At 61.0% G+C, this 19213-nt stretch carries 15 protein-coding genes and 1 pseudogene; 5 read left to right on the top strand and 11 right to left on the bottom strand.

Annotated features, from left to right (window positions below):
* Positions 1–73: 73 nt before the first annotated feature.
* The 5 genes and pseudogenes from ACX3YF_RS26180 to ACX3YF_RS26160 form a co-directional block, all read right to left on the bottom strand.
* Positions 74–1057 (bottom strand): TRAP transporter substrate-binding protein, encoded by a 984-nt coding sequence (locus ACX3YF_RS26180; protein ID WP_448646494.1) that lies wholly within the window; start codon positions 1055–1057, stop codon positions 74–76.
* Positions 1058–1123: 66 nt separating this feature from the next.
* A complete protein-coding gene (locus tag ACX3YF_RS26175; RefSeq protein WP_458945425.1) occupies positions 1124–2011 on the bottom strand; it encodes an SMP-30/gluconolactonase/LRE family protein in 888 nt (295 codons plus the stop codon).
* Between the two features lie 55 nt (positions 2012–2066).
* Complete coding sequence (locus tag ACX3YF_RS26170) at positions 2067–2891, bottom strand: NAD-dependent epimerase/dehydratase family protein (RefSeq protein ID WP_196586179.1); 825 nt, start codon at positions 2889–2891, stop codon at positions 2067–2069.
* Between the two features lie 193 nt (positions 2892–3084).
* A complete protein-coding gene (locus ACX3YF_RS26165) occupies positions 3085–4380 on the bottom strand; it encodes an OprD family porin (protein WP_130211313.1) in 1296 nt (431 codons plus the stop codon).
* Between the two features lie 233 nt (positions 4381–4613).
* Positions 4614–4802, bottom strand: a pseudogene (locus ACX3YF_RS26160) (copper homeostasis membrane protein CopD); the annotation flags it as partial.
* A gap of 142 nt (positions 4803–4944) precedes the next feature.
* Here ACX3YF_RS26160 and ACX3YF_RS26155 point away from each other — a divergent pair.
* Complete coding sequence (locus tag ACX3YF_RS26155; RefSeq protein WP_458974564.1) at positions 4945–5565, top strand: TetR/AcrR family transcriptional regulator; 621 nt, start codon at positions 4945–4947, stop codon at positions 5563–5565.
* 141 nt (positions 5566–5706) lie between these two features.
* Here ACX3YF_RS26155 and preA read toward each other — a convergent pair whose 3' ends face one another.
* The 3 genes from preA to hydA all read right to left on the bottom strand — a co-directional run bounded on the left by preA (position 5707) and on the right by hydA (position 9950).
* Positions 5707–6981 (bottom strand): NAD-dependent dihydropyrimidine dehydrogenase subunit PreA, encoded by a 1275-nt coding sequence (preA, locus tag ACX3YF_RS26150; RefSeq protein ID WP_448646496.1) that lies wholly within the window; start codon positions 6979–6981, stop codon positions 5707–5709.
* On the bottom strand, positions 6982–8349 hold the full coding sequence (locus tag ACX3YF_RS26145; protein ID WP_458974563.1) for an NAD(P)-dependent oxidoreductase: 1368 nt from the start codon (positions 8347–8349) through the stop codon (positions 6982–6984). It lies immediately after the preceding gene.
* A 161-nt stretch (positions 8350–8510) separates the two neighbouring features.
* The gene (gene hydA / locus ACX3YF_RS26140; protein ID WP_288098182.1) at positions 8511–9950 is read right to left on the bottom strand and encodes a dihydropyrimidinase; all 1440 of its coding nucleotides are present in this window, start codon (positions 9948–9950) and stop codon (positions 8511–8513) included.
* 545 nt (positions 9951–10495) lie between these two features.
* Here hydA and ACX3YF_RS26135 point away from each other — a divergent pair.
* The 4 genes from ACX3YF_RS26135 to ACX3YF_RS26120 all read left to right on the top strand — a co-directional run bounded on the left by ACX3YF_RS26135 (position 10496) and on the right by ACX3YF_RS26120 (position 15475).
* Entirely contained in the window at positions 10496–11980 is a 1485-nt protein-coding gene (locus ACX3YF_RS26135; RefSeq protein WP_130211309.1) for an NCS1 family nucleobase:cation symporter-1, read from the top strand.
* A 142-nt stretch (positions 11981–12122) separates the two neighbouring features.
* A complete protein-coding gene (locus ACX3YF_RS26130) occupies positions 12123–13406 on the top strand; it encodes a Zn-dependent hydrolase (RefSeq protein WP_458974562.1) in 1284 nt (427 codons plus the stop codon).
* A gap of 139 nt (positions 13407–13545) precedes the next feature.
* Positions 13546–15042 carry a PAS domain S-box protein gene (locus tag ACX3YF_RS26125; protein WP_458974561.1) on the top strand — a complete coding sequence of 499 codons (1497 nt, stop codon included), beginning with the start codon at positions 13546–13548 and terminating at the stop codon, positions 15040–15042.
* A 181-nt stretch (positions 15043–15223) separates the two neighbouring features.
* Complete coding sequence (locus ACX3YF_RS26120) at positions 15224–15475, top strand: DUF1652 domain-containing protein (protein ID WP_196586492.1); 252 nt, start codon at positions 15224–15226, stop codon at positions 15473–15475.
* A gap of 548 nt (positions 15476–16023) precedes the next feature.
* Here the strand turns inward: ACX3YF_RS26120 and ACX3YF_RS26115 are convergent.
* The 3 genes from ACX3YF_RS26115 to ACX3YF_RS26105 form a co-directional block, all read right to left on the bottom strand.
* Positions 16024–16791 carry an SDR family oxidoreductase gene (locus ACX3YF_RS26115; protein ID WP_130210765.1) on the bottom strand — a complete coding sequence of 256 codons (768 nt, stop codon included), beginning with the start codon at positions 16789–16791 and terminating at the stop codon, positions 16024–16026.
* Positions 16792–16928: 137 nt separating this feature from the next.
* Positions 16929–17996 (bottom strand): phosphotransferase family protein, encoded by a 1068-nt coding sequence (locus tag ACX3YF_RS26110; protein ID WP_448646500.1) that lies wholly within the window; start codon positions 17994–17996, stop codon positions 16929–16931.
* 143 nt (positions 17997–18139) lie between these two features.
* The gene (locus ACX3YF_RS26105; RefSeq protein ID WP_130210763.1) at positions 18140–19105 is read right to left on the bottom strand and encodes a 2-hydroxyacid dehydrogenase; all 966 of its coding nucleotides are present in this window, start codon (positions 19103–19105) and stop codon (positions 18140–18142) included.
* Positions 19106–19213 lie beyond the last annotated feature (108 nt).

Raw genomic sequence — 19213 nt, 5'->3', positions numbered from 1 at the left:
TCACCGTAACCGGGCGCGCACTGACAGACACCCGTGTCAGTGGCGCCGGGCCTTTCTTGAATGCAGGGAGGGATTACTGAACGGCTTCGATGCGCTTGATCAGGTCGGCATAGGGCGCGCCGTATTTCTCGCGGATCGAGGCGGTGGCCTCATAGAAAGGTTTTTTGTCGACGGTGATGAACTCGACGCCCGCCGCCTTGAGCTTCTCTTCGCTGCTGGCCGATTTGGCGTCCCACAGGACGCGTTCCTGTGCCTGCGCGGCCTTGGCGGTTTTCTTCACCAGTGCCTGTTGCTCGGGGCTCAGTTTTTCCCAGGTGATCTTCGACATCACGATCGGTTCTGGCAGGATCAGGTGCCCGGTCAGGCTGTAGAACCTGGCGTTCTGGTAGTGGTTGTGTTCGAGCAGGGTCGGCGGATTGTTTTCCGCGCCGTCGATCACCCCGGTCTGCAAGGCACTGAAGATTTCACCGGTGTCCATGGCAATGCCGTTACCGCCCATGGCATTGATGGTGTCGATGAACATCGGGTTGCCTTGCACGCGAATCTTCATGCCCTTAAGGTCTTCCAGGCTGCGCACCGGTTTCTTGGTGTAGATATTGCGCGTGCCGCCGTCCATCCAGGCCAGGGCGACCAGGCCGAATTCGGAGTCGGTGATTTTGTCGAGGATCGCGTCGCCGACTTCGCCGTCGATCACCTTGCGCATGTGCGCCTGGTCGCGGAACACGAACGGCATGTTGAACACGTTCACGTCCGGCACCACCGGCCCGACGATGCCGAGGCTGACCCGGGCCATCTGGATGGCGCCGACCTGGGCTTGTTCGATCACTTCCTTTTCCGAGCCGAGCACACCGCCGGCAAACATCTTGAAGGTCAGTTTGCCGTCGCTGTCGGCCACCAGGGTTTTACCCAGTTGTTCCTCGGCCACTACGGTCGGGTAGCCGGCAGGGTGGATGTCGGCGAATTTGATTTCCAGCGCATGGGCGGCGCTGCTGAGGGAGAAGGCGAGGGCTGCGGTGAAGGGGAGTGCAGCGGCGAGCAAGGTGCGTTTGAAGTCCATTGGGGGTGTCTCCTGTTTTATTGTTTTTGTGTTCAAGGCACAGCGTTGCAGCACGAGCAGTTGCGGTCAGACGTTGAAAAGTGGCTCCGGCAAACCCTTGACGCCGGGGTTGAGGGCGAACACGCCACCGGCCAGTGACTGTTCGTCGTGGTCGTCTGCGGGGCGGATCGAAGTGACGAACAAGGTGTCCAGGCGGCTGCCACCGAAGGCACACATGCTCGGTTTTTTTACCGGTAGGGCGAGGGATCGGTCCAGGCGTCCGTCCGGGGTAAAGCGGTGAATCAGCCCGGCGTCGTTGGCACAGATCCAGTAGCCACCCTCGGCATCGACCGCGGCCCCATCGGGGCGCCCGGCGTAGTGATTCATGTCGACAAACAGCCGGCGATTGCTCGGCGTGCCGCTGTCGATGTCGTAGTCGAAGGCCCAGATCTGCTGGACGGCGGGATGGGAGTCGGACAGGTACATCGTGCGCCCGTCCGGACTGAAGCCCAGGCCGTTGGGCACGATGAAGCCGTTCAGTTGGGCGTCGAGCGGTCCGCGTTGTCCGGCGCTGTAGCGGTAGAGCCGGCCCTCGGCGGCGTTGGCGCCCATGTCGAGCACCATGCTGCCGGCCCAGAACCGCCCCTGACGGTCACAGCGACCATCGTTGAGGCGCATGTCGGGGCGGCTGTGATCGATGCCGGCCAGGGGCTCGCTGTCGAGGCTGCCGTCGTTGTGCGGGCGTAGCTGGAAGAAGCCGCTCTCCATGCCGGCGACCCAGCCGCCGTCAGGGTGACGGGCGATGCACGCGAGCATTTCCGGGGTTTTCCACGCCGACACATGGCCGGTGTCGGCGCTCCAGCGTTGCAGGCCGCCGGCCGGGATATCGACCCAGTACAGGGCGTTTTCTTCACCGACCCATACCGGGCATTCACCCACCGCGTTGCGGGCATCGACAATCAATTCAGCTGGCATGGCAACTCATTCCCTTGGTTTTTGTTGTGGGGATCAAGCGGTAAGCACTGACGGTTCAGTCGCCGAACGGGCCGGCCACGCAGAAGGCGCCGCCCTGGTAGATCCGCGTTGGATCATCGGCGGCTGGAAGCGGCTGCGCTTCGACCTTTTCGCGGAACACTTCGGAGCTGTCATTCGGTACATAGCCCAGGACCGTGGCGTAACGGTTGTCCCACCAGACGTTCTTGTTGTCGGACGCGCCATAGACCACGGTGTGGCCGACATTCGGCGTGTACAACGCCCGTTCGAGCAGTTGGGTCAGGTCGCCGAAGCTCAGCCAGGTGCTCATCATCCGGCGGTTTTGCGGCTCCGGGAACGAGGAGCCAATGCGCACGCTGACGGTTTCGATGCCATAGCGATCGAAGTAGAAAGTGGCCATGTCTTCACCGTAGGACTTGGACAAGCCGTAGTAACTGTCCGGGCGGCGAGGGGAGTGGGCGTCGATGACTTCGTCTTGCTTGTAGAAGCCGATCACGTGGTTGGAACTGGCGAAGATCACGCGCTTCACGCCATGACGGCGCGCGGCTTCGTAGATGTGAAAGACGCCGCAGATGTTGGCGCCGAGGATCTCTTCGAACGAGCGCTCGGTGGACACACCGCCAAAGTGCAGGATCGCGTCGACGCCTTCGACCAGTTGATGCACGGCTTGCTTGTCGGCCAGATCGCACGGCACGACTTCTTCTCGGTCGTCGATGGCCGGCGCGATGTCGGCGATGTCCGACAGGCGAATGACATTGGCGTAGGGGCGCAGGCTTTCGCGAAGGACCTTGCCCAGGCCACCGGCGGCACCGGTCAGCAGCAGGCGATTGAAAGGGGCGCGGGCAGTGGGAGTGGTGGTCATGGAGAGTCCTGGACAAGCAATGGTGGTTATTGAATTTGTTGTAGGTTGTCGTACGACTATTGGCAGTATCGTAAGGCTTTCCGTTTCTTGTCAACGCGTCTTGTGGCGAATTTGACGAAGGGTTGGATTCTCAGGGCGGCCTGTGGCGAGGGAGCAAGCTCCCTCGCCACAAGAGCGGTGTCAGCGAACCGTCTTACAACAACGAAATCGGATAGCTGATGAAGATCCGGTTTTCGTCGAACTCGTTGGTGCTGAAGTTTTTGCGGATGCTCGCGTTACGCCATTTGACGTTGAGGTTTTTCAGCGGACCGCTCTGCACCGTGTAGGCCAGTTCCGATTCACGGCCCCATTCCTTGCCGTCGGTGATGCTTCCGGTGTGCACGTTATCGCCGCTGATGTAGCGGTTCATCAGGGTCAGGCCCGGCACGCCGAGGGCCACGAAGTTGTAGTCGTGACGCACTTGCCAGGATTTTTCCTTGGCATTGTCATAGCTGGAGTTGTAACTGTCGTTGGCCAGGGTGCCGCCGCTGGTGCCGTTGACGCGCATCCAGACATCGTCGCCCGTGAGCTTCTGCAGGCCGACATAGAAGGTGTTGCCACCGTACTTGGCCGAGAGCAGGGCGAACGCGGTTTTGTTATCGAGGTCGCCGGCCAGGGCGCTGCCGTCTTCCTTGCCGATGAAGTAGCCGAGGTTGGCGCCGAGGGTCCAGTCGCCAATGGGCTGGCTGTGGCTCAGGTTGAAGTATTGCTGTTGGTAGATATCGCTCAGTTGCGCGTACCACACGCCGACCTGGGTGCGTTTTTCGTTGAAGGCGTATTCGCCGCCACCGAAGTTGAAACGATCGGAGGTGAACGCCGCTTTGCCGTTCATGAACATGTCTTCCATGCTCCCATCGTTACGCGGGCTGTTCTGGCGGAACTGCCCGCCGTAGAGCGTCAGGCCGCTGATTTCAGTGGAGGTGACCTGACCACCACGGAAGGTTTGCGGCAGGGAACGGCCGTCGTCCGAGCGCAGGATCGGCAGCACCGGCATCCATTCACCAACCTTGACTTCGGTCTTCGAGATCTTGCCCTTGAGCGCCACGCCCAGGCGCCCGAAGTTGTCGGCCGGGCGACCGTCGTGGTCCAGTGGCAGCAACTGTGTACCGCCGGTGCCCTTGCCGCCATCGAGCTTCTGCGAAAACGTGCCCAGCACGTCCACACCAAAGCCGACCGTGCCCTGGGTGAACCCGGATTTGGCGTCGAGGATGAAGTTCTGGGTCCATTCCTCAGCCTTGCCCTGGGGGTAGGCCGGGTTGGTGTAGTTACGGTTGAAGTAGGCGTTGCGCAGGTTCAGCGTGGCTTTGGCGTCATCGGTGAAACCTTCGGCGTGACTGGTCATGGGCAGGGCGATGGCCAGGCTGCTGCAACCGATCAGGCTCAGGGCATGACGGCGGGCAAACTGTGGACGTGGGGCACGGGGGGACGAATTGCGGGCGGGCTTGCTCACTGTAACGCTCCATTTCTTTTTTGTTTTTATTGTTGTTATACGTCGTCGTACAACATTGGAGGCGATTATTTACGCGGCGTTTCAGTGTTGTCAATCGGAAGTTGTACGATGACTTGGTGTATAGAATTCTTATGTGGGAGCGAGCCTGCTCGCGAAAGCGGAGTGTCTGTTACATCAATGCTGACTGTGGCGACGCCTTCGCGAGCAGGCTCGCTCCCACAGGGCGGCGGGTCTTAACTCGAAATCATTGGCGGCAGGGTACCCAGCAACGAAACCGCCGCCACCGCGCCAATGCCCAGCAACCATTCGGCGATCACGCTTTTACGCAAGGCCGACAGGCGCTGTTCGCAGTCCTTGATCCGCAGCCGGTTGAACAACGCCAGGCCGAGCAGGGCGGCGGTGGTGAGGGCTTTTTTGAGCAGCATTGTCGGGTTCCTGTCAGGCAGTGGCGAAGTGGCGTCAGTTTAGCCGCCGGAGGCCCGTTGTACGAAGTTTGGTTTTCCCCTGTCGCCGCGAGGTAGAGCGGATGCTAGTCTTGTTTAACGCTGTTGTCAGGGAGCCCTCATGGGCAATCACAAGATCGATATTCGTCGCAGTAACGTCGAGAAAATTCTGCTGGGGGCCGAGAAGGTCTTCGCCGAGAAAGGCTTCGGCAGCACCGCCATGGCCGACATCGCCGCCGAAGTGCAACTGCCGCGCTCCAACCTGCATTACTACTTCAGCACCAAGACCGAGTTGTACAGCGCCGTGCTGTTCGACTTGCTGGAAGTCTGGAAGCAGGACGCGCTGTGCTTCGAGATGTTCGACGACCCGCGCGTGGTGCTCAGCAGTTACATCCGCGCCAAGATGAACCACTCCCGCAGCCGTCCCTACGGTTCGAAAGTCTGGGCCAACGAAATCATCCACGGCGCCCCGACCCTGGGGGAGGCACTGGATGCGAGCCTGTACGACTGGGCCAAGATGAAAGAAGCGAAAATCCGCCAGTGGGTGGACGACAAGCGCATCCTGCCGGTGGAGCCTTCGAGCCTGCTGTACATGATCTGGGCCTCGACCCAGCACTACGCCGACTTCGACCACCAGGTGAACATCCTCAACGACCACCAGCCGCTGTCGGACATGCAGTTCGAACGGGCGATACAGACCGTGACCAGTGTGATTTTGCGCGGGATCGGGTTGGAGCCGTAAGTTTTGTGGCGAAGCTGATGGCCTCATCGCTGGCGAGCCAGCTCCCACAGTAGATCTTCAGTCGACACAAAATTTGTGAACACCAGAGACCCTGTGGGAGCGAGCTTGCCCGCGAAGGCGTCTTTTCAGGCGCAGCCCATCTCAAGGACTGACGTGATAGGGATTCCTCGGATCATGGTTCCAGTCCAGAAACGGCTTGCCGTTTTCCACCGGCACCATCTCGATGCAGTCCTGCACCGGGCAGGTGATCTGGCACAGGTTGCAACCCACGCATTCATCCTCGATCACTTGATACTTGTGCGTGCCGTCCGCCTGCTTGAGGCTGGCCACGGCCTGGTGCGAGGTGTCTTCGCAGGCGATGTGGCAGCGGCCGCAACCGATGCAGGCGTCCTGGTCGATTTTGGCGATGACCTGATAGTTGATGTCCAGGTACTTCCAGTCGGTGGTGTTGCCCACGGCACGCCCGGAAAACGCTGAAATGCTGGCGTAACCCTGACTGTCCATCCAGCGCGACAGGCCGTCCTTCATCTCTTCGACAATCCGGAAACCATGCAGCATGGCCGCCGTGCACACCTGCACCGAGCCGCAGCCCAGGGCAATGAATTCGGCGGCATCGCGCCAGTTGCCGATGCCGCCGATGCCGCTGATGGGCAGGCCGCGGGTCTGTGGGTCACGGGCGATTTCGGCGACCATGTTCAAGGCGATCGGCTTGACCGCCGAGCCGCAATAGCCGCCGTGGGTGCTCTGGCTGCCGACCATGGGGTTGGCGACCATGCGCTCCAGGTTGACGCTGGTGATCGAGTTGATGGTGTTGATCAGCGATACCGCATCCGCGCCGCCACGGTGCGCCGCGCGGGCCGCAACGCGGATGTCGGTGATGTTCGGCGTCAGCTTGACGATCACCGGCAGCGAGCAATAGGTCTTGCACCAGCGGGTGACCTGTTCGACGTATTCCGGCACCTGACCGACCGCCGCGCCCATCCCGCGTTCCGGCATGCCATGGGGGCAACCGAAGTTCAGTTCGATGCCGTCGGCACCGGTGGCTTCCACCAGCGGCAGGATGTGTTTCCACGATTCTTCGACGCAGGGCACCATCAACGACACGATGAGCGCACGGTCCGGCCAGTCCTTTTTGACCTGGGTGATTTCCCGCAGGTTGATCTCCAGCGAGCGGTCGGTGATCAGTTCGATGTTGTTGAAACCCATGACTTCACGGTTAGGACCGAAGTGCGCCGAGTAGCGCGACGATACGTTGACCGCCGCCGGGTCTTCACCCAGGGTTTTCCAGACCACGCCACCCCATCCGGCCTCGAAGGCGCGGACCACGTTGTAGGCCTTGTCGGTGGGCGGCGCGGAGGCCAGCCAGAACGGGTTGGGGCTTTTGATGCCGGCGAAGACAATCGAGAGATCGGCCATTTACGCAGCCTCCACGTTGAGCATCAGTTGAGCGTTGATGGCCTCGGCGGCCAGTTTGCCGTGCTGCACGGCCTGAACGGTGAGGTCCTGGTCGAGGCTGGTGCAATCGCCGCCGGCATACACGCCGGGGACGCTGGTGCGCAGCTGTTCATCGACCTCGATACGATCCCCCCGGCGCTTGAGTTCACCGGCCAGCGGGTCGGCGAGGGCGCTGCTGTCGAAGGCCTGGCCGATGGCTTTGAAGATGGCGTCGGCGGCCAGTTCAAAGGTTTCGCCGGTGGTTTGCAGACGATCTTCGACCAGATGGGTGCGCGCGAATCGCATGCCGCGCACGCGGCCGTCGGCATCGAGCAGGACTTCTTCAGGTTGTGCCCAGGTCATCAGGCGCACCTGATTGGCCTTGGCGATGTCCTGTTCGTGGAGGGTAGCGCCCATGTCCTCGACACCACGGCGGTACACCAGATTGACGTCATGGGCTCCAAGGCGTGCCATCTGTACGGCCATGTCGATGGCGGTATTGCCGGCACCGAGCACGATGCAACGATCAGCCAAGGGCAGTTGAGTCAGGTCATCGGCCTGGCGCAGTTCACGGATGTAGTCGGTCGCGGCCAGCAGCCCCGGCGCGTTTTCATGGGCCAGGCCCAATTGCTTGCTCGCCGCCAGACCCAGGCCGAGGAACACCGCATCGAATTGCTGATGCAGTTCGGTCAGGCTGAGGTTCTCGCCAAGTTTTTGCCCGTGACGGATCTCGATCCCGCCGATCTGCAGCAGGAACTCCAGCTCCTTCTGCGCATAGTCATCCACCAGTTTGTACTTGGCGATCCCGTATTCATTGAGGCCGCCGGCCTTTTCCCGAGCTTCGAAAATCACCACGTCATGGCCGTGCATGGCGCTGCGATGGGCGCAGGACAAACCCGCCGGCCCGGCACCGACCACGGCGATGCGTTTGCCGGTGGCGGCGGCGCGGGGGAACGGGTGTTCGCTGAAGTGTGCGTTGTCCACGGCGTAGCGCTGCAGCAGGCCGATCAGCACCGGTGCGCACTCCTGAGCGTTGTTGCGCACACAGGCTTGCTGGCAGAGGATTTCGGTGGGGCAGACCCGGGCGCAACTGCCGCCGAGGATGTTCGCCGAGAGGATTTTCTGTGCTGCACCCTGCACGTTGTCCTGATGGATATTGCGGATGAACGATGGAATATCGATCTCGCTCGGACAGGCGTTCACGCACGGCGCGTCGTAGCAATACAGACAGCGCGAGGCTTCAAGGTGAGCCTGGCGGTCGTTGAGCGGCGGTGCCAGGTCGGTGAAATGACTGGCGAGGACGGCCGCCTGCTCTACGGGATGCGGGAGATGGGTCAAGGTCTTGATCACGGTATTGGCCTCACGGTGATGGCGGTGCTGCCTCTGTCGGGCATTGTTTTTGTGTGGTTCGGGCTGACGCCATCGCCAGCAGGCTGGCTCCCACAGGGATTTCAGGTGTTCACAAAACCTGTGGGAGCGGGCTTGCCCGCGATAGGCCGAAGGCCTCGATCTCAGCGTTTCACGGCAACCGGCTGATTCAACTCAGCCCGCTTGCTCAGCAAATCAAACACCGCCGGATACGCCGGCCGTTCGATATAGCGCCCGGCACCGCGTTCGGCCCGCAGATCGCCGTCGGCCCAGACCACCCGGCCCTGGCTGATGGTGTGGCTGGGCACACCGCGAACGGTCTTGCCTTCGAAGATGTTGAAGTCGACTTGCTGGTGGTGGGTCTTCGCCGAAATCGTGCGCGTGCCCTGCGGGTCCCACAGCACCAGGTCGGCATCGGCGCCGACGCGTATCGCACCTTTGCGTGGGTAGAGGTTGAAGATTTTCGCGGTGTTGGTGGAGGTCAGCGCCACGAAGTGCTGCATCGACAAACGCCCGGTGTTCACCCCTTCGTCCCAGAGCACGGCCATGCGGTCTTCGATGCCGGCAGTGCCGTTGGGGATCTTGCTGAAATCATCCTTGCCGGCGGCTTTCTGCTCGGCGCAGAAGCAGCAGTGGTCGGTGGCGGTGGTGTGCAGGTTGCCGGCTTGCAGGCCATGCCAGAGCGCTTCTTGATGGCCGACGGGGCGGAACGGCGGGCTCATCACGTAACCGGCGGCGGTCTGCCAGTCCGGGTGTTGATAGACGCTGTCGTCCAGCAACAGGTGCCCGGCCAGCACTTCGCCGTAAACCGGTTGGCCCTTGGCCCGGGCATAGGTGATTTCGTCGAGGGCTTCCCTGGTCGAGACGTGCACCAGGTACAACGGTGTGCCGAGGGTTTCGGCGATCCGGATCGCCCGGCTCGCCGCTTCACCTTCCACTTGCGACGGACGCGACAGCGGATGCGCCTCCGGCCCGGTCATGCCCTGGGCCATCAACTTGCGTTGCAGGTGATAGACCAGCTCGCCGTTTTCCGCGTGCACGGTGGGCACCGCGCCGAGCTCCAGGCAGCGTTCGAAACTCGCCACCAGCGTGTCGTCGGCGGCCATGATCGCATTCTTGTAGGCCATGAAATGCTTGAAGCTGTTGACCCCGTGGTGTTTCACCAACTCGGCCATTTCTTCGCGGACCTGCTCGCTCCACCAGGTGATGGCGACGTGGAAGCCGTAATCGGAAGCCGACTTCTCGGCCCAGCCACGCCACTGATGGAACGCTTCCATCAGTGATTGTTGGGGGTTGGGAATCACGAAGTCGATGATCGACGTGGTGCCGCCGGCCAGACCGGCCGCCGTGCCGCTGTAAAAGTCTTCACTGGCCACGGTGCCCATGAAGGGCAGTTGCATGTGGGTGTGCGGGTCGATGCCGCCGGGCATCAGGTATTGGCCGCTGCCATCGAGTATTTCGGCGCCTGTGGGAGCCTCGAGGTTTTCGCCGATGGCCTTGATCACGCCGTCTGCGCAATACACATCGGCGCGATAACTTTCATCATGGGTAATAACGGTGGCGCCACGGATCAACAGAGACATTCCGAGTTCCTCGCAGGCAATGACCGGCTGATGCCGGCTCTCAATGTTTTATATGAAGCGAGTTGCACAGGTTTATTCCTGTCATCGCTGTCAAGATTGAAAGCTAGCTGGTGTTATTGAAATCAGCAAGAATAATTTTTATAAGCTTATATGTGTTTTAAGTTGTTGATTTTTAACGGTAAAAATTAAAAATCACCAAAATGGTGAGGCCTCTCACCATTTTGACGCACTTGACAGGATCCAAATATGGTCAAGATTTCTTATGTGAAATCAGCCGTTTGAGGATGGTCTATGGTTGATGCGCAACGTTTAAAAAAAGATTCACGCACCAGATTGAGTCCTGACTGTTTGGACAACTTGCCTGGCATTCGGCCTGAGTGGCATGGCAAGTGACCGGAGACTGAATGGTTGAATAAATAAAACTGATAATAATCAGCTGTTTATAAAACGTTTATGGAACTGCCCGATGCGTAAGCGGGGTATCCGGCACGTTTATTGATGCCGCCAGCCCTCGATGAGCAATACAAAACAACAATGGAGCGGCCATGCAACAGATCAGATCACAAGTGACCGAGCGCGACGGCTTGTTTGAGTTGGAGGCCGGCAGCGACGTCCTCGACAGTCCCCGATACAACCATGACATGGCACCGACCAAGGTGCGCGAACGAACCTGGAACCAATGGCACATCACGGCCTTGTGGATCGGCATGGCGGTTTGCGTGCCGACCTACACCCTGGGCGGCGTGCTGACGGCGTACTTCGGGCTGAGCGTCGGCGAAGCGCTGCTGGCGATCCTGTTTGCCAACATCATCGTATTGATCCCGCTGACCCTGAACGCCTTTCCCGGCACCAAGTACGGCATCCCGTTTCCGGTGTTGCTGCGCTCGTCTTTCGGCGTCCTCGGTTCCAACATTCCGTGCCTGATCCGCGCCTTGGTGGCGTGCGGCTGGTTCGGCATTCAAACCATGTTCGGTGGCCTGGCGATTCACCTGTTCCTGGGGTCGGTGTTCGACGGCTGGAAATCCCTGGGCGGCACCGGCGAAGTCATCGGCTTCATGATCTTCTGGGCGCTGAACCTGTGGGTGGTGATTCGTGGCGCCGAGTCGATCAAATGGCTGGAAACCCTGTCTGCACCCTTGCTGGTGGCGGTAGGCGCAGGCTTGCTGGTGTGGGCCATGCCCAATGTGTCGATGACTGAACTGCTGGCGATTCCGGCCAAGCGTCCCGAAGGGGCCGGCGTGGCCAGTTATTTCGCCGCCGGATTGACCGCGATGGTCGGCTTCTGGGCCACGCTGTCGCTGAACATCCCGGACTTCAGCCGCTATGCGAAAAGCCAGAAGGACCAGATCGTCGGGCAGATCATCGGTTTGCCGTTGACCATGTTCCTGTTCGCCTCGCTGGGCGTGGTGATGACCGCCGCGTCGGTGAAACTGGTGGGCGTGACCGTCTCCGATCCGGTGACGCTGATCGGCCATATCCAGAGCCCGGTCTGGGTCGCGGTGGCCATGGCGCTCATTATCATTGCCACCTTGTCCACCAACACCGCGGCCAACATCGTTTCGCCGACCAACGACTTCCAGAACATTGCGCCCAAGGTGATCAACCGCACCAAAGCCGTACTGCTGACCGGGTTTGTCGGCCTGGCGCTGATGGCCCATGAGCTGCTGAAAAAACTGGGCCTGATCGTTTCTGACGTGAGCCTGGAAACCGTCTATTCCAACTGGTTGCTGGGCTACTCCAGCCTGTTGGGGCCGATTGCCGGGATCATGGTGGTGGACTATTTCCTGATCAAGAAACAGCGACTGGACCTCGCCGGGCTGTACCGCGATGACGTGTATCCGGCGTGGAACTGGAACGGGTTCCTGGCGTTCGGGGTGCCGGTGGTGTTGACGCTGCTGTCGTTGGGCAGCGATGCCTTCAGCTGGTTCTACAGCTACGGCTGGTTCACCGGCTCGGCCCTGGGCGGGTTGATTTATTACGGCTTGTGCTCGATGCGGGCGCAGCCGTCTGCCGTGAAATCGGCGGTGTAGTGGCTGGCCCTGTCGCGAGCAGGCTCGCTCCCACTTTGGGTACGCGTTACCCCTGCGGGAGCGAGCCTGCTCGCGATGACGGCCTCAAACACACCGACGAAATGCCTGACAGAATCCATAAGAACTGCCTGAGGAGATCATCATGAACGCAGCTGTAGATGTTCTGCAGTCCACCCATCAGCACATCAACCGCGACCGTCTGTGGCAGTCGCTCATGGAGCTGGCCAAACTCGGCGCCACGGTCAAGGGCGGCGTTTGTCGCCTGGCCCTGACCGACCTCGATCGCCAGGCCCGGGATATTTTCGTCAGATGGTGTGAAGAGGCGGGCTGCACCGTCAGCATCGATGCCGTGGGCAACATCTTCGCCCGGCGCCCCGGGCGCAATCCGGACTTGCCGCCGGTGATGACCGGCAGCCACATCGATACCCAACCCACCGGCGGCAAGTTCGACGGCTGCTTCGGCGTGCTGGCCGGGGTCGAAGTGCTGCGCACCCTCAATGACCTGGGCGTGGAAACCGAAGCGCCGCTGGAAGTGGTGGTCTGGACCAACGAAGAGGGCTCGCGTTTCGCCCCGTGCATGATGGGCTCCGGCGTGTTCGCGGAAAAATTCACCCTCGAGGAAACCCTGGCCAAGGTCGACGCCGAGGGCGTTACCGTGGGCGAGGCGTTGAACGCCATTGGTTACGCCGGGTCGCGCGCGGTCAGCGGCCACGCGGTGGGCGCCTATTTCGAAGCGCATATCGAGCAAGGCCCGATTCTCGAGGACGAGCGCAAGACCATTGGCGTGGTCATGGGCGCCCTCGGGCAGAAATGGTTCGACCTGAAACTGCGCGGCGTCGAAGCCCATGCCGGGCCGACGCCGATGCACCTGCGCAAGGACGCGCTGGTCGGTGCCGCGGTGATCGTCGGCGCGGTCAATCGCGCCGCCCTCGGCCATCAACCCCACGCCTGCGGCACGGTCGGTTGCCTGCAAGCCTATCCCGGTTCACGCAACGTCATTCCCGGCGAAGTGCGCATGACCCTGGACTTTCGCCATCTCGACCCGGCGCGCCTGGACTCGATGATCGCCGAAGTCCGCGAAGTCATCGAAACCACCTGCGAGGAACACGGCCTGACCTATGAACTCACCCCGACCGCCGACTTCCCGCCGCTGTACTTCGACAAGGGCTGCGTTGAGGCGGTGCGCGGGGCGGCGCAAGGCTTGGGCCTGTCGCACATGGACATCGTCAGCGGAGCAGGGCACGACGCGATCTTCCTCGCCGAACTTGGCCCCGCCGGGATGATCTTCGTACCGTGCGAAGGCGGCATCAGCCACAACGAAATCGAAAACGCCTTGCCGGATGACCTGGCGGCCGGATGTGCGGTGTTGTTGCGGGCCATGCTGGCGGCTTCGGCGGCGATTGCCAGCGGGCAATTGGCCGCTTGAAGCGCAACAGATCGTAACCCTCGGCATCCCGTGGAGGCAGTGCTGGTCGAACGCGTGCAGGAACTTCGCACGATTGCAGGCTCTGGCGGTCGTACTTGTCACCGGAGTGCAATTGCTCCGCCGTACGTATGGAGATGCAATGAGCCAAGACGTCCTGACCACTGAAACCAGCCGCCGCCAATTGCAGCAGATCATCACGGGCCTGTCCGACGGGGTGATCCTGCTCGATCTCGACCAGACCATCGTCTGGGCCAATGACGCGGCGCTGGCCATGCACGGCATCGAGCGGATCGGCGACCTTGGGGCGAACGCCAAGGAGTACGCGCGCCGCTTTGCCCTGCGTTATCGCAACCATCACCCGGTGCCGGTGGCCAGTTACCCGATCAGCCGTGTCGCCCGTGGCGAGACCTTCAGCGATGTGCTCGTCGAGCTGACCCCGGTTGATGACGAAGAACATACCTGGGTGCATAAGGTGCGCAGCCTGGTGGTCACCGATAGCCGCGGTGAGCCGGAGTCGTTGGTGCTGATCATGGACGATGTCTCCGAGTGGGCCAGCGCCGAGCAGCGCTTCGAGAAAACCTTCGCCGCCAACCCGGCCCCGGCGGTGATCTGCCGGCTCAGCGATCTGCGCTACATCAAGGTCAATCCCGGGTTCCTCGAAATGACCGGTTATGCCCGTGATCAGGTGATCGGTAGCTCCACTTATGAACTGGATATATTGGACCAGGCGCAAAACAAGGACCTGGCCAAGCAGCGTTTGCGCGAAGGCGCGACCATTCCGCAAATGCAGGCCGAACTGCGCGTGGCCGAGGGGGGAACCAAGCAGGTCATCGTCGCTGGCCAGCCGCTTGAGCTCAACGATGAGCCCTGCATGCTGTTTTCCTTCGTCGACGTGGAGCCGCGGCGCAAGGCTGAAGTGGCCCTGCGCCAGAGTGAGGAGCGTTTTGCCAAGGCGTTTGGCCTGACCCCGGTGCCGATCCTGGTGTGCAGTGCCAGCGATCAGGTGGTGATGGATGTGAACGAGGCATTCCTCGAGACCCTCGCGTATCCGCGCGAGGAAGTGCAGGGCAAGACCATCGCCGAAATCGACTTCATTCACGACAAGGGCGCGAGGACGAAACTGTTCAGCGCCCTGGAGAAAACCGGGCGTCTGGATCGGGTGGATGTCCGCGTTCGAAAGAAAGATACCGAACTGATGGATTGCGCGGTTTGCGCCGACACCGTGAATATTCAGGACAGGGCTTGCTACCTGCTGGTGTTGATGGACATCACCGAGCGCAAACGCACCGAACTGGAGTTGGTGGCGGCCATTGAAGAGGTGATGAAAGATGCCTCCTGGTTCAGTCGTACGCTGATCGAAAAGCTCGCCAACGTGAAGCATGTCAATTCGCCGCAGTTGCCCAGCGTGTCCTTCACTGACCTGACGGCCAGGGAGCGCGATGTGCTGGAGTTGATCTGCGAAGGCCTGGCGGACAAGGAAATCGCTGCGCGCCTGAAGCTGGCACCGAACACGGTGCGCAATCATGTGGCGACGGTGTATTCCAAGCTCGATGTGCACAGCCGCAGCGAGGCGATTGTCTGGGCACGCGAACGCGGGTTGTTTTCCAGTGCGTGGCGGCAAAAGGGTCAACGGTAGGTGCAAATGCACCAGGCGATGGGGTGCAAATTCACGTTCTGGCAGGCAGGTGGCAAGCCTTAGGCTGAGTGCGTGCGAATGACAGTTTCGGATCATTCGTCCGCCCCGAAGTCGCTAAAGGAACAGCCATGCATCCCGAGCGTTTTACCTGCACAGTCGCCTGTCGCCGAGGGCCATCGCAATGATTTACCTGGCGCAACTGCGGACGCAGCTTGAGCGGACCTTTTCACCCCTGGCCTGCGAATGCGCTGTCACAGGCGATCATTCGTTGACCATCAAGCTCTACCATCCAGTGACCGGGCAAGTTGATCTGGTGGTCAGCGGTTTGAACATGACGAGGCTGCAGACGCCCGATTCGATCGCGACGCTCATTGAAGAGCTGCGTTATGAACTGGAGAGCAACAGCCTGCAACGCCCCGACCCGGTGGTGTAGGAATCGCCAGCTTTCCCCGGTCTGGACGGCTGGTTACGCGATAAGAATGTACAAAAGTGATATTTCTGCACCTGCCCCGTGAACTTTTGGGCGGTGTTTTGTTGTCACACCTCTGTGTACATCCTTTTCTCGCGGGTCATCCTATGAACAGTCTTGGGAAACGCGTTTTTGCTCCAACGTCGCTCGTACTCTGCGCCATGATTCTCGGCGCCTGCGCCAGTCCGCCTCCGCCACCTCCCGCTGCACCGCCTCCACCCCCTGAACGCACCTGCCAGACCCTGGATAAAACCGATGTCATGGGCGATGTGAGGGCCGAAGGCGAGGTGACTCGGGTCACCACGACCACCCGCTGCGTGACGCAGTAGAGCGGGTATGAGAAAGGCATTACCTGCCCATCAGTCAGATGAACGACTGCCTCTTCTGTAGGAGCGAGCTTGCTCGCGATGGATTTGTAGACTCCGCGTTGAGTCAGTAAACACGCGTTATCGTTAACGACCATCGCGAGCAGGCTCGCTCCTACGGGGGCGTGAGTGCCAAGGGCTGTGGGATCAGGACAGGAAACCACCGTCCACGTTCAGCGAAACGCCGGTGGTGTAGCTCGATGCATCGCTTGCCAGATAAAGCACGGCGCCGGCCATCTCGCTCGGGTCGGCCACGCGCTTGAGCGGAATCTGTGCCAGGGCGGTATTGAGGATGGCCTCGTTCTTCACCAGCGCCGAAGCGAACTTGGTGTCGGTCAGGCCCGGCAGCAGGGCGTTGCAGCGGATGCCGAACTGCGCACATTCCTTGGCGAACACCTTGGTCATGTTGATCACCGCAGCCTTGGTCACCGAGTAGATGCCCTGGAACACGCCCGGCGAGACGCCGTTGATCGAAGCGACGTTGATGATGCTGCCGCCGCCGTTTTCACGCATCAGCTTGCCGGCTTCCACCGACATGAAGAAGTAGCCGCGGATGTTCACGTCGACGGTTTTCTGGAAGGCGCTGAGGTCGGTGTCCAGCACGTTGCAGAACTGCGGGTTGGTCGCCGCGTTGTTGACCAGGATGTCCAGACGCCCGAATTGTTCCTTGATGGCGGCGAAGACCTGGCTGATCTGCTCCATTTCGCCGATGTGGCAGGCGATGGCGGTGGCCTTGCCGCCCTCGGCGATGATCGCGTCGGCCACGTGCTGGCAGCCCTCGAGTTTGCGGCTCGAAACGATCACGTGGGCGCCTTGCTGCGCCAGCAGCTTGGCGATGGCTTCACCGATGCCACGGCTGGCGCCGGAGACGAATGCGATCTTGCCGTCGAGGTCGAACAACTGGGTCTTGGACATGGGATTCCCTTATGAAAAGTCTTGTTATCGAGTCAAATGCCGGGTTGCGGCCAATGCTGTTCAGTTGAGGCCCGTCAGTGCGCGTTATCGTTCACGATTTTCGCGAGCAGGCTCGCTCCTGCGGGGATCGCGTACGGTCACAGGCTGGATTTCTGGATGACCTGCAGGCTCATCTGTTCCAGCAGTTTGTTCATGTGAATGAACTGCGCGAAGCGTTTGTCCTGGGTCTGTCCATGGTAGAAGCGGTAGTAGATCTGCTGCACGATGCCGGCCAGGCGGAACAGGCCATAGGTGTAGTAGAAGTCGAAGTTGTCGATCCGGATGCCGGAGCGCTCGGCGTAGTAATCGACGAACTCGCGGCGGGTCAGCATGCCCGGCGCGTGGCTTGGCTGGCGACGCATCAGTTGCACCGGCGCCGGGTCACCGGCTTCGATCCAGTAGGCGAGGGTGTTGCCCAGGTCCATCAGCGGGTCGCCGAGGGTGGTCAGTTCCCAGTCGAGCACGCCGATGATCTGCATCGGGTTGTTCGGGTCGAGGATGACGTTGTCGAAACGGTAGTCGTTGTGGACGATGCTGGACGTCGGGTGATCGGCCGGCATCTTGTCGTTGAGCCAGGCTTTGACCGCTTCCCACTGTGGCGCGTCGGGCGTCAGGGCTTTCTCGTAGCGGTCGCTCCAGCCTTTGATCTGGCGTGCCACGTAACCTTCGGGCTTGCCGAGATCACCCAGGCCATAAGCCTTGTAGTCGACCCGGTGCAGCTCGACGAACTTATCGATGAAGCTCTTGCACAAGGCTTCGGTTTTCGCGGCATCCAGGCCGAGCTCCGGCGGCAGTTCGGAGCGCAGGATGATCCCCTTGACCCGTTCCATCACGTAGAACTCGGCGCCGATCACCGATTCATCGGTGCAGTGCACGTAAGCCTTGGGGCAGTAGGGAAAACCCTCGCGCAGCTGATTGAGGATGCGAAACTCGCGGCCCATGTCGTGGGCGGACTTGGCTTTGTGGCCAAAGGGCGGCCGACGCAGGACGAACTCCTGTCCGGGGTATTCCAGCAGGTAGGTGAGGTTGGACGCGCCACCGGGGAACTGGCTGATCTGCGGCAAGCCGCTGAGGCCTGGAATGTGCGCCTTGAGGTATGGGTCGATCAGGCTGGCATCGAGTTCTTCGCCGGTACGGATACGAGTGGACTGGTCAGTAAGCGCCATGCTTATCCCTTCTGCTTATTCTGGAGGCCTGAAACTATTGACTAATCTAATGCGCCCACCCGGCACCCACAACCATGAACGGCCCTTATAGGTGAGCGTGTTGCCGGGCAATCATTATTTTTGATACGCCTGTTTGAATTGTCCTACAGGACCGCGTTACTGATGCGGGTCGGCAATTCAACCGGGGTGAGCACCGGTTGCCCGGAAAAGAATGCCACGAGGTTGCGACCCACCAGTTCAACCGTGCCTTCGATCGCTTCCGGGGACAATCCGGCGACGTGCGGGGTGAGCACCACATTGGTCAGCGACTTGAGCGCGTCCGGCACATGAGGTTCGGCATCGAAGACATCCAGCGCGGCCCCGGCGATGCGGCGTTGTTCCAGGGCGCTGATCAGGTCGGCGGTGACCACCACGCTGGCCCGGGCAATGTTGACCAGAAAGCCCTTGGGCCCGAGGGCGTCGAGCACCTGGCGGTTGATCAGGTGTTTGGTGGTCAGGCCTCCCGGAGTGGCGATAACCAGAAAGTCCGAGGCGCGTGCCAGTTCAGTGGGCGTGGAACAGAAGCTGTAGGAGACGTCGCTGCGATGTTGCCGGTTGTGGTAGCTCACGCTCATGTCGAAGCCGTTGGCGGCGCGTTTGGCGATGGCCATGCCAACGGCGCCGAGGCCGAGGATGCCCAGGCGTTTGCCGGCCAGGGAAGGGCGCATGATCTTCGGCCACTCGCCCCGGCGCACGGCAGCGTCGCAGCGCGGAATATCGCGTACCAGTGACAGCAGCAAGGCCATGGCGTGGTCCGCCACTGAAGAGGCGTTGACCCCGGCGCCATTGGTGACGGTGATGCCGCGGTCGGCCGCCGCTTGCAGGTCGACATGCTCATAACCGGCGCCGATCACGCAAATGATCTTCAGATTGGGCAGGGCAGCGATTTCATCGGCATACAGGCCCAATGGGCCGCGGGTCAGGACCGCGTTGATCTGGCCGCTGTGCCGGGTGATGGCCTCGGCGCGTTCGGCAGGCGTAGGCGCCAGTATCAGGTGAAAGCCCTGATGTTCGAGGATGGGCAGATAATCATTGATGGTTTCGACCAGTACCAGAACGGTTGCAGGCATGCTTGGCTCCCTGTGGGCATCGGAATATCGGACTCGAACATCGGTGGAGATGGCTGGCTGCCGGACGTCCTGGCAATCAGCAACATCGTTGCCGCGTCACTCAGTGTA

The organism is Pseudomonas fluorescens group sp. PF-69, from assembly GCF_054481235.1.
Note: the sequence above shows the minus strand (reverse complement) of the source record. Positions and strands in the feature narration are given on the sequence as shown.

What these genes read in the sequence shown, in the direction of transcription:
- ACX3YF_RS26180 (WP_448646494.1), bottom strand. Translation starts at nt 1,057, where the DNA reads ATGGACTTCAAACGCACCTTGCTCGCCGCTGCACTCCCCTTCACCGCA.
- ACX3YF_RS26175 (WP_458945425.1), bottom strand. Translation starts at nt 2,011, where the DNA reads ATGCCAGCTGAATTGATTGTCGATGCCCGCAACGCGGTGGGTGAATGC.
- ACX3YF_RS26170 (WP_196586179.1), bottom strand. Translation starts at nt 2,891, where the DNA reads ATGACCACCACTCCCACTGCCCGCGCCCCTTTCAATCGCCTGCTGCTG.
- ACX3YF_RS26155 (WP_458974564.1), top strand. Translation starts at nt 4,945, where the DNA reads ATGGGCAATCACAAGATCGATATTCGTCGCAGTAACGTCGAGAAAATT.
- preA (WP_448646496.1), bottom strand. Translation starts at nt 6,981, where the DNA reads ATGGCCGATCTCTCGATTGTCTTCGCCGGCATCAAAAGCCCCAACCCG.
- hydA (WP_288098182.1), bottom strand. Translation starts at nt 9,950, where the DNA reads ATGTCTCTGTTGATCCGTGGCGCCACCGTTATTACCCATGATGAAAGT.
- ACX3YF_RS26135 (WP_130211309.1), top strand. Translation starts at nt 10,496, where the DNA reads ATGCAACAGATCAGATCACAAGTGACCGAGCGCGACGGCTTGTTTGAG.
- ACX3YF_RS26130 (WP_458974562.1), top strand. Translation starts at nt 12,123, where the DNA reads ATGAACGCAGCTGTAGATGTTCTGCAGTCCACCCATCAGCACATCAAC.
- ACX3YF_RS26125 (WP_458974561.1), top strand. Translation starts at nt 13,546, where the DNA reads ATGAGCCAAGACGTCCTGACCACTGAAACCAGCCGCCGCCAATTGCAG.
- ACX3YF_RS26120 (WP_196586492.1), top strand. Translation starts at nt 15,224, where the DNA reads ATGATTTACCTGGCGCAACTGCGGACGCAGCTTGAGCGGACCTTTTCA.
- ACX3YF_RS26115 (WP_130210765.1), bottom strand. Translation starts at nt 16,791, where the DNA reads ATGTCCAAGACCCAGTTGTTCGACCTCGACGGCAAGATCGCATTCGTC.
- ACX3YF_RS26110 (WP_448646500.1), bottom strand. Translation starts at nt 17,996, where the DNA reads ATGGCGCTTACTGACCAGTCCACTCGTATCCGTACCGGCGAAGAACTC.
- ACX3YF_RS26105 (WP_130210763.1), bottom strand. Translation starts at nt 19,105, where the DNA reads ATGCCTGCAACCGTTCTGGTACTGGTCGAAACCATCAATGATTATCTG.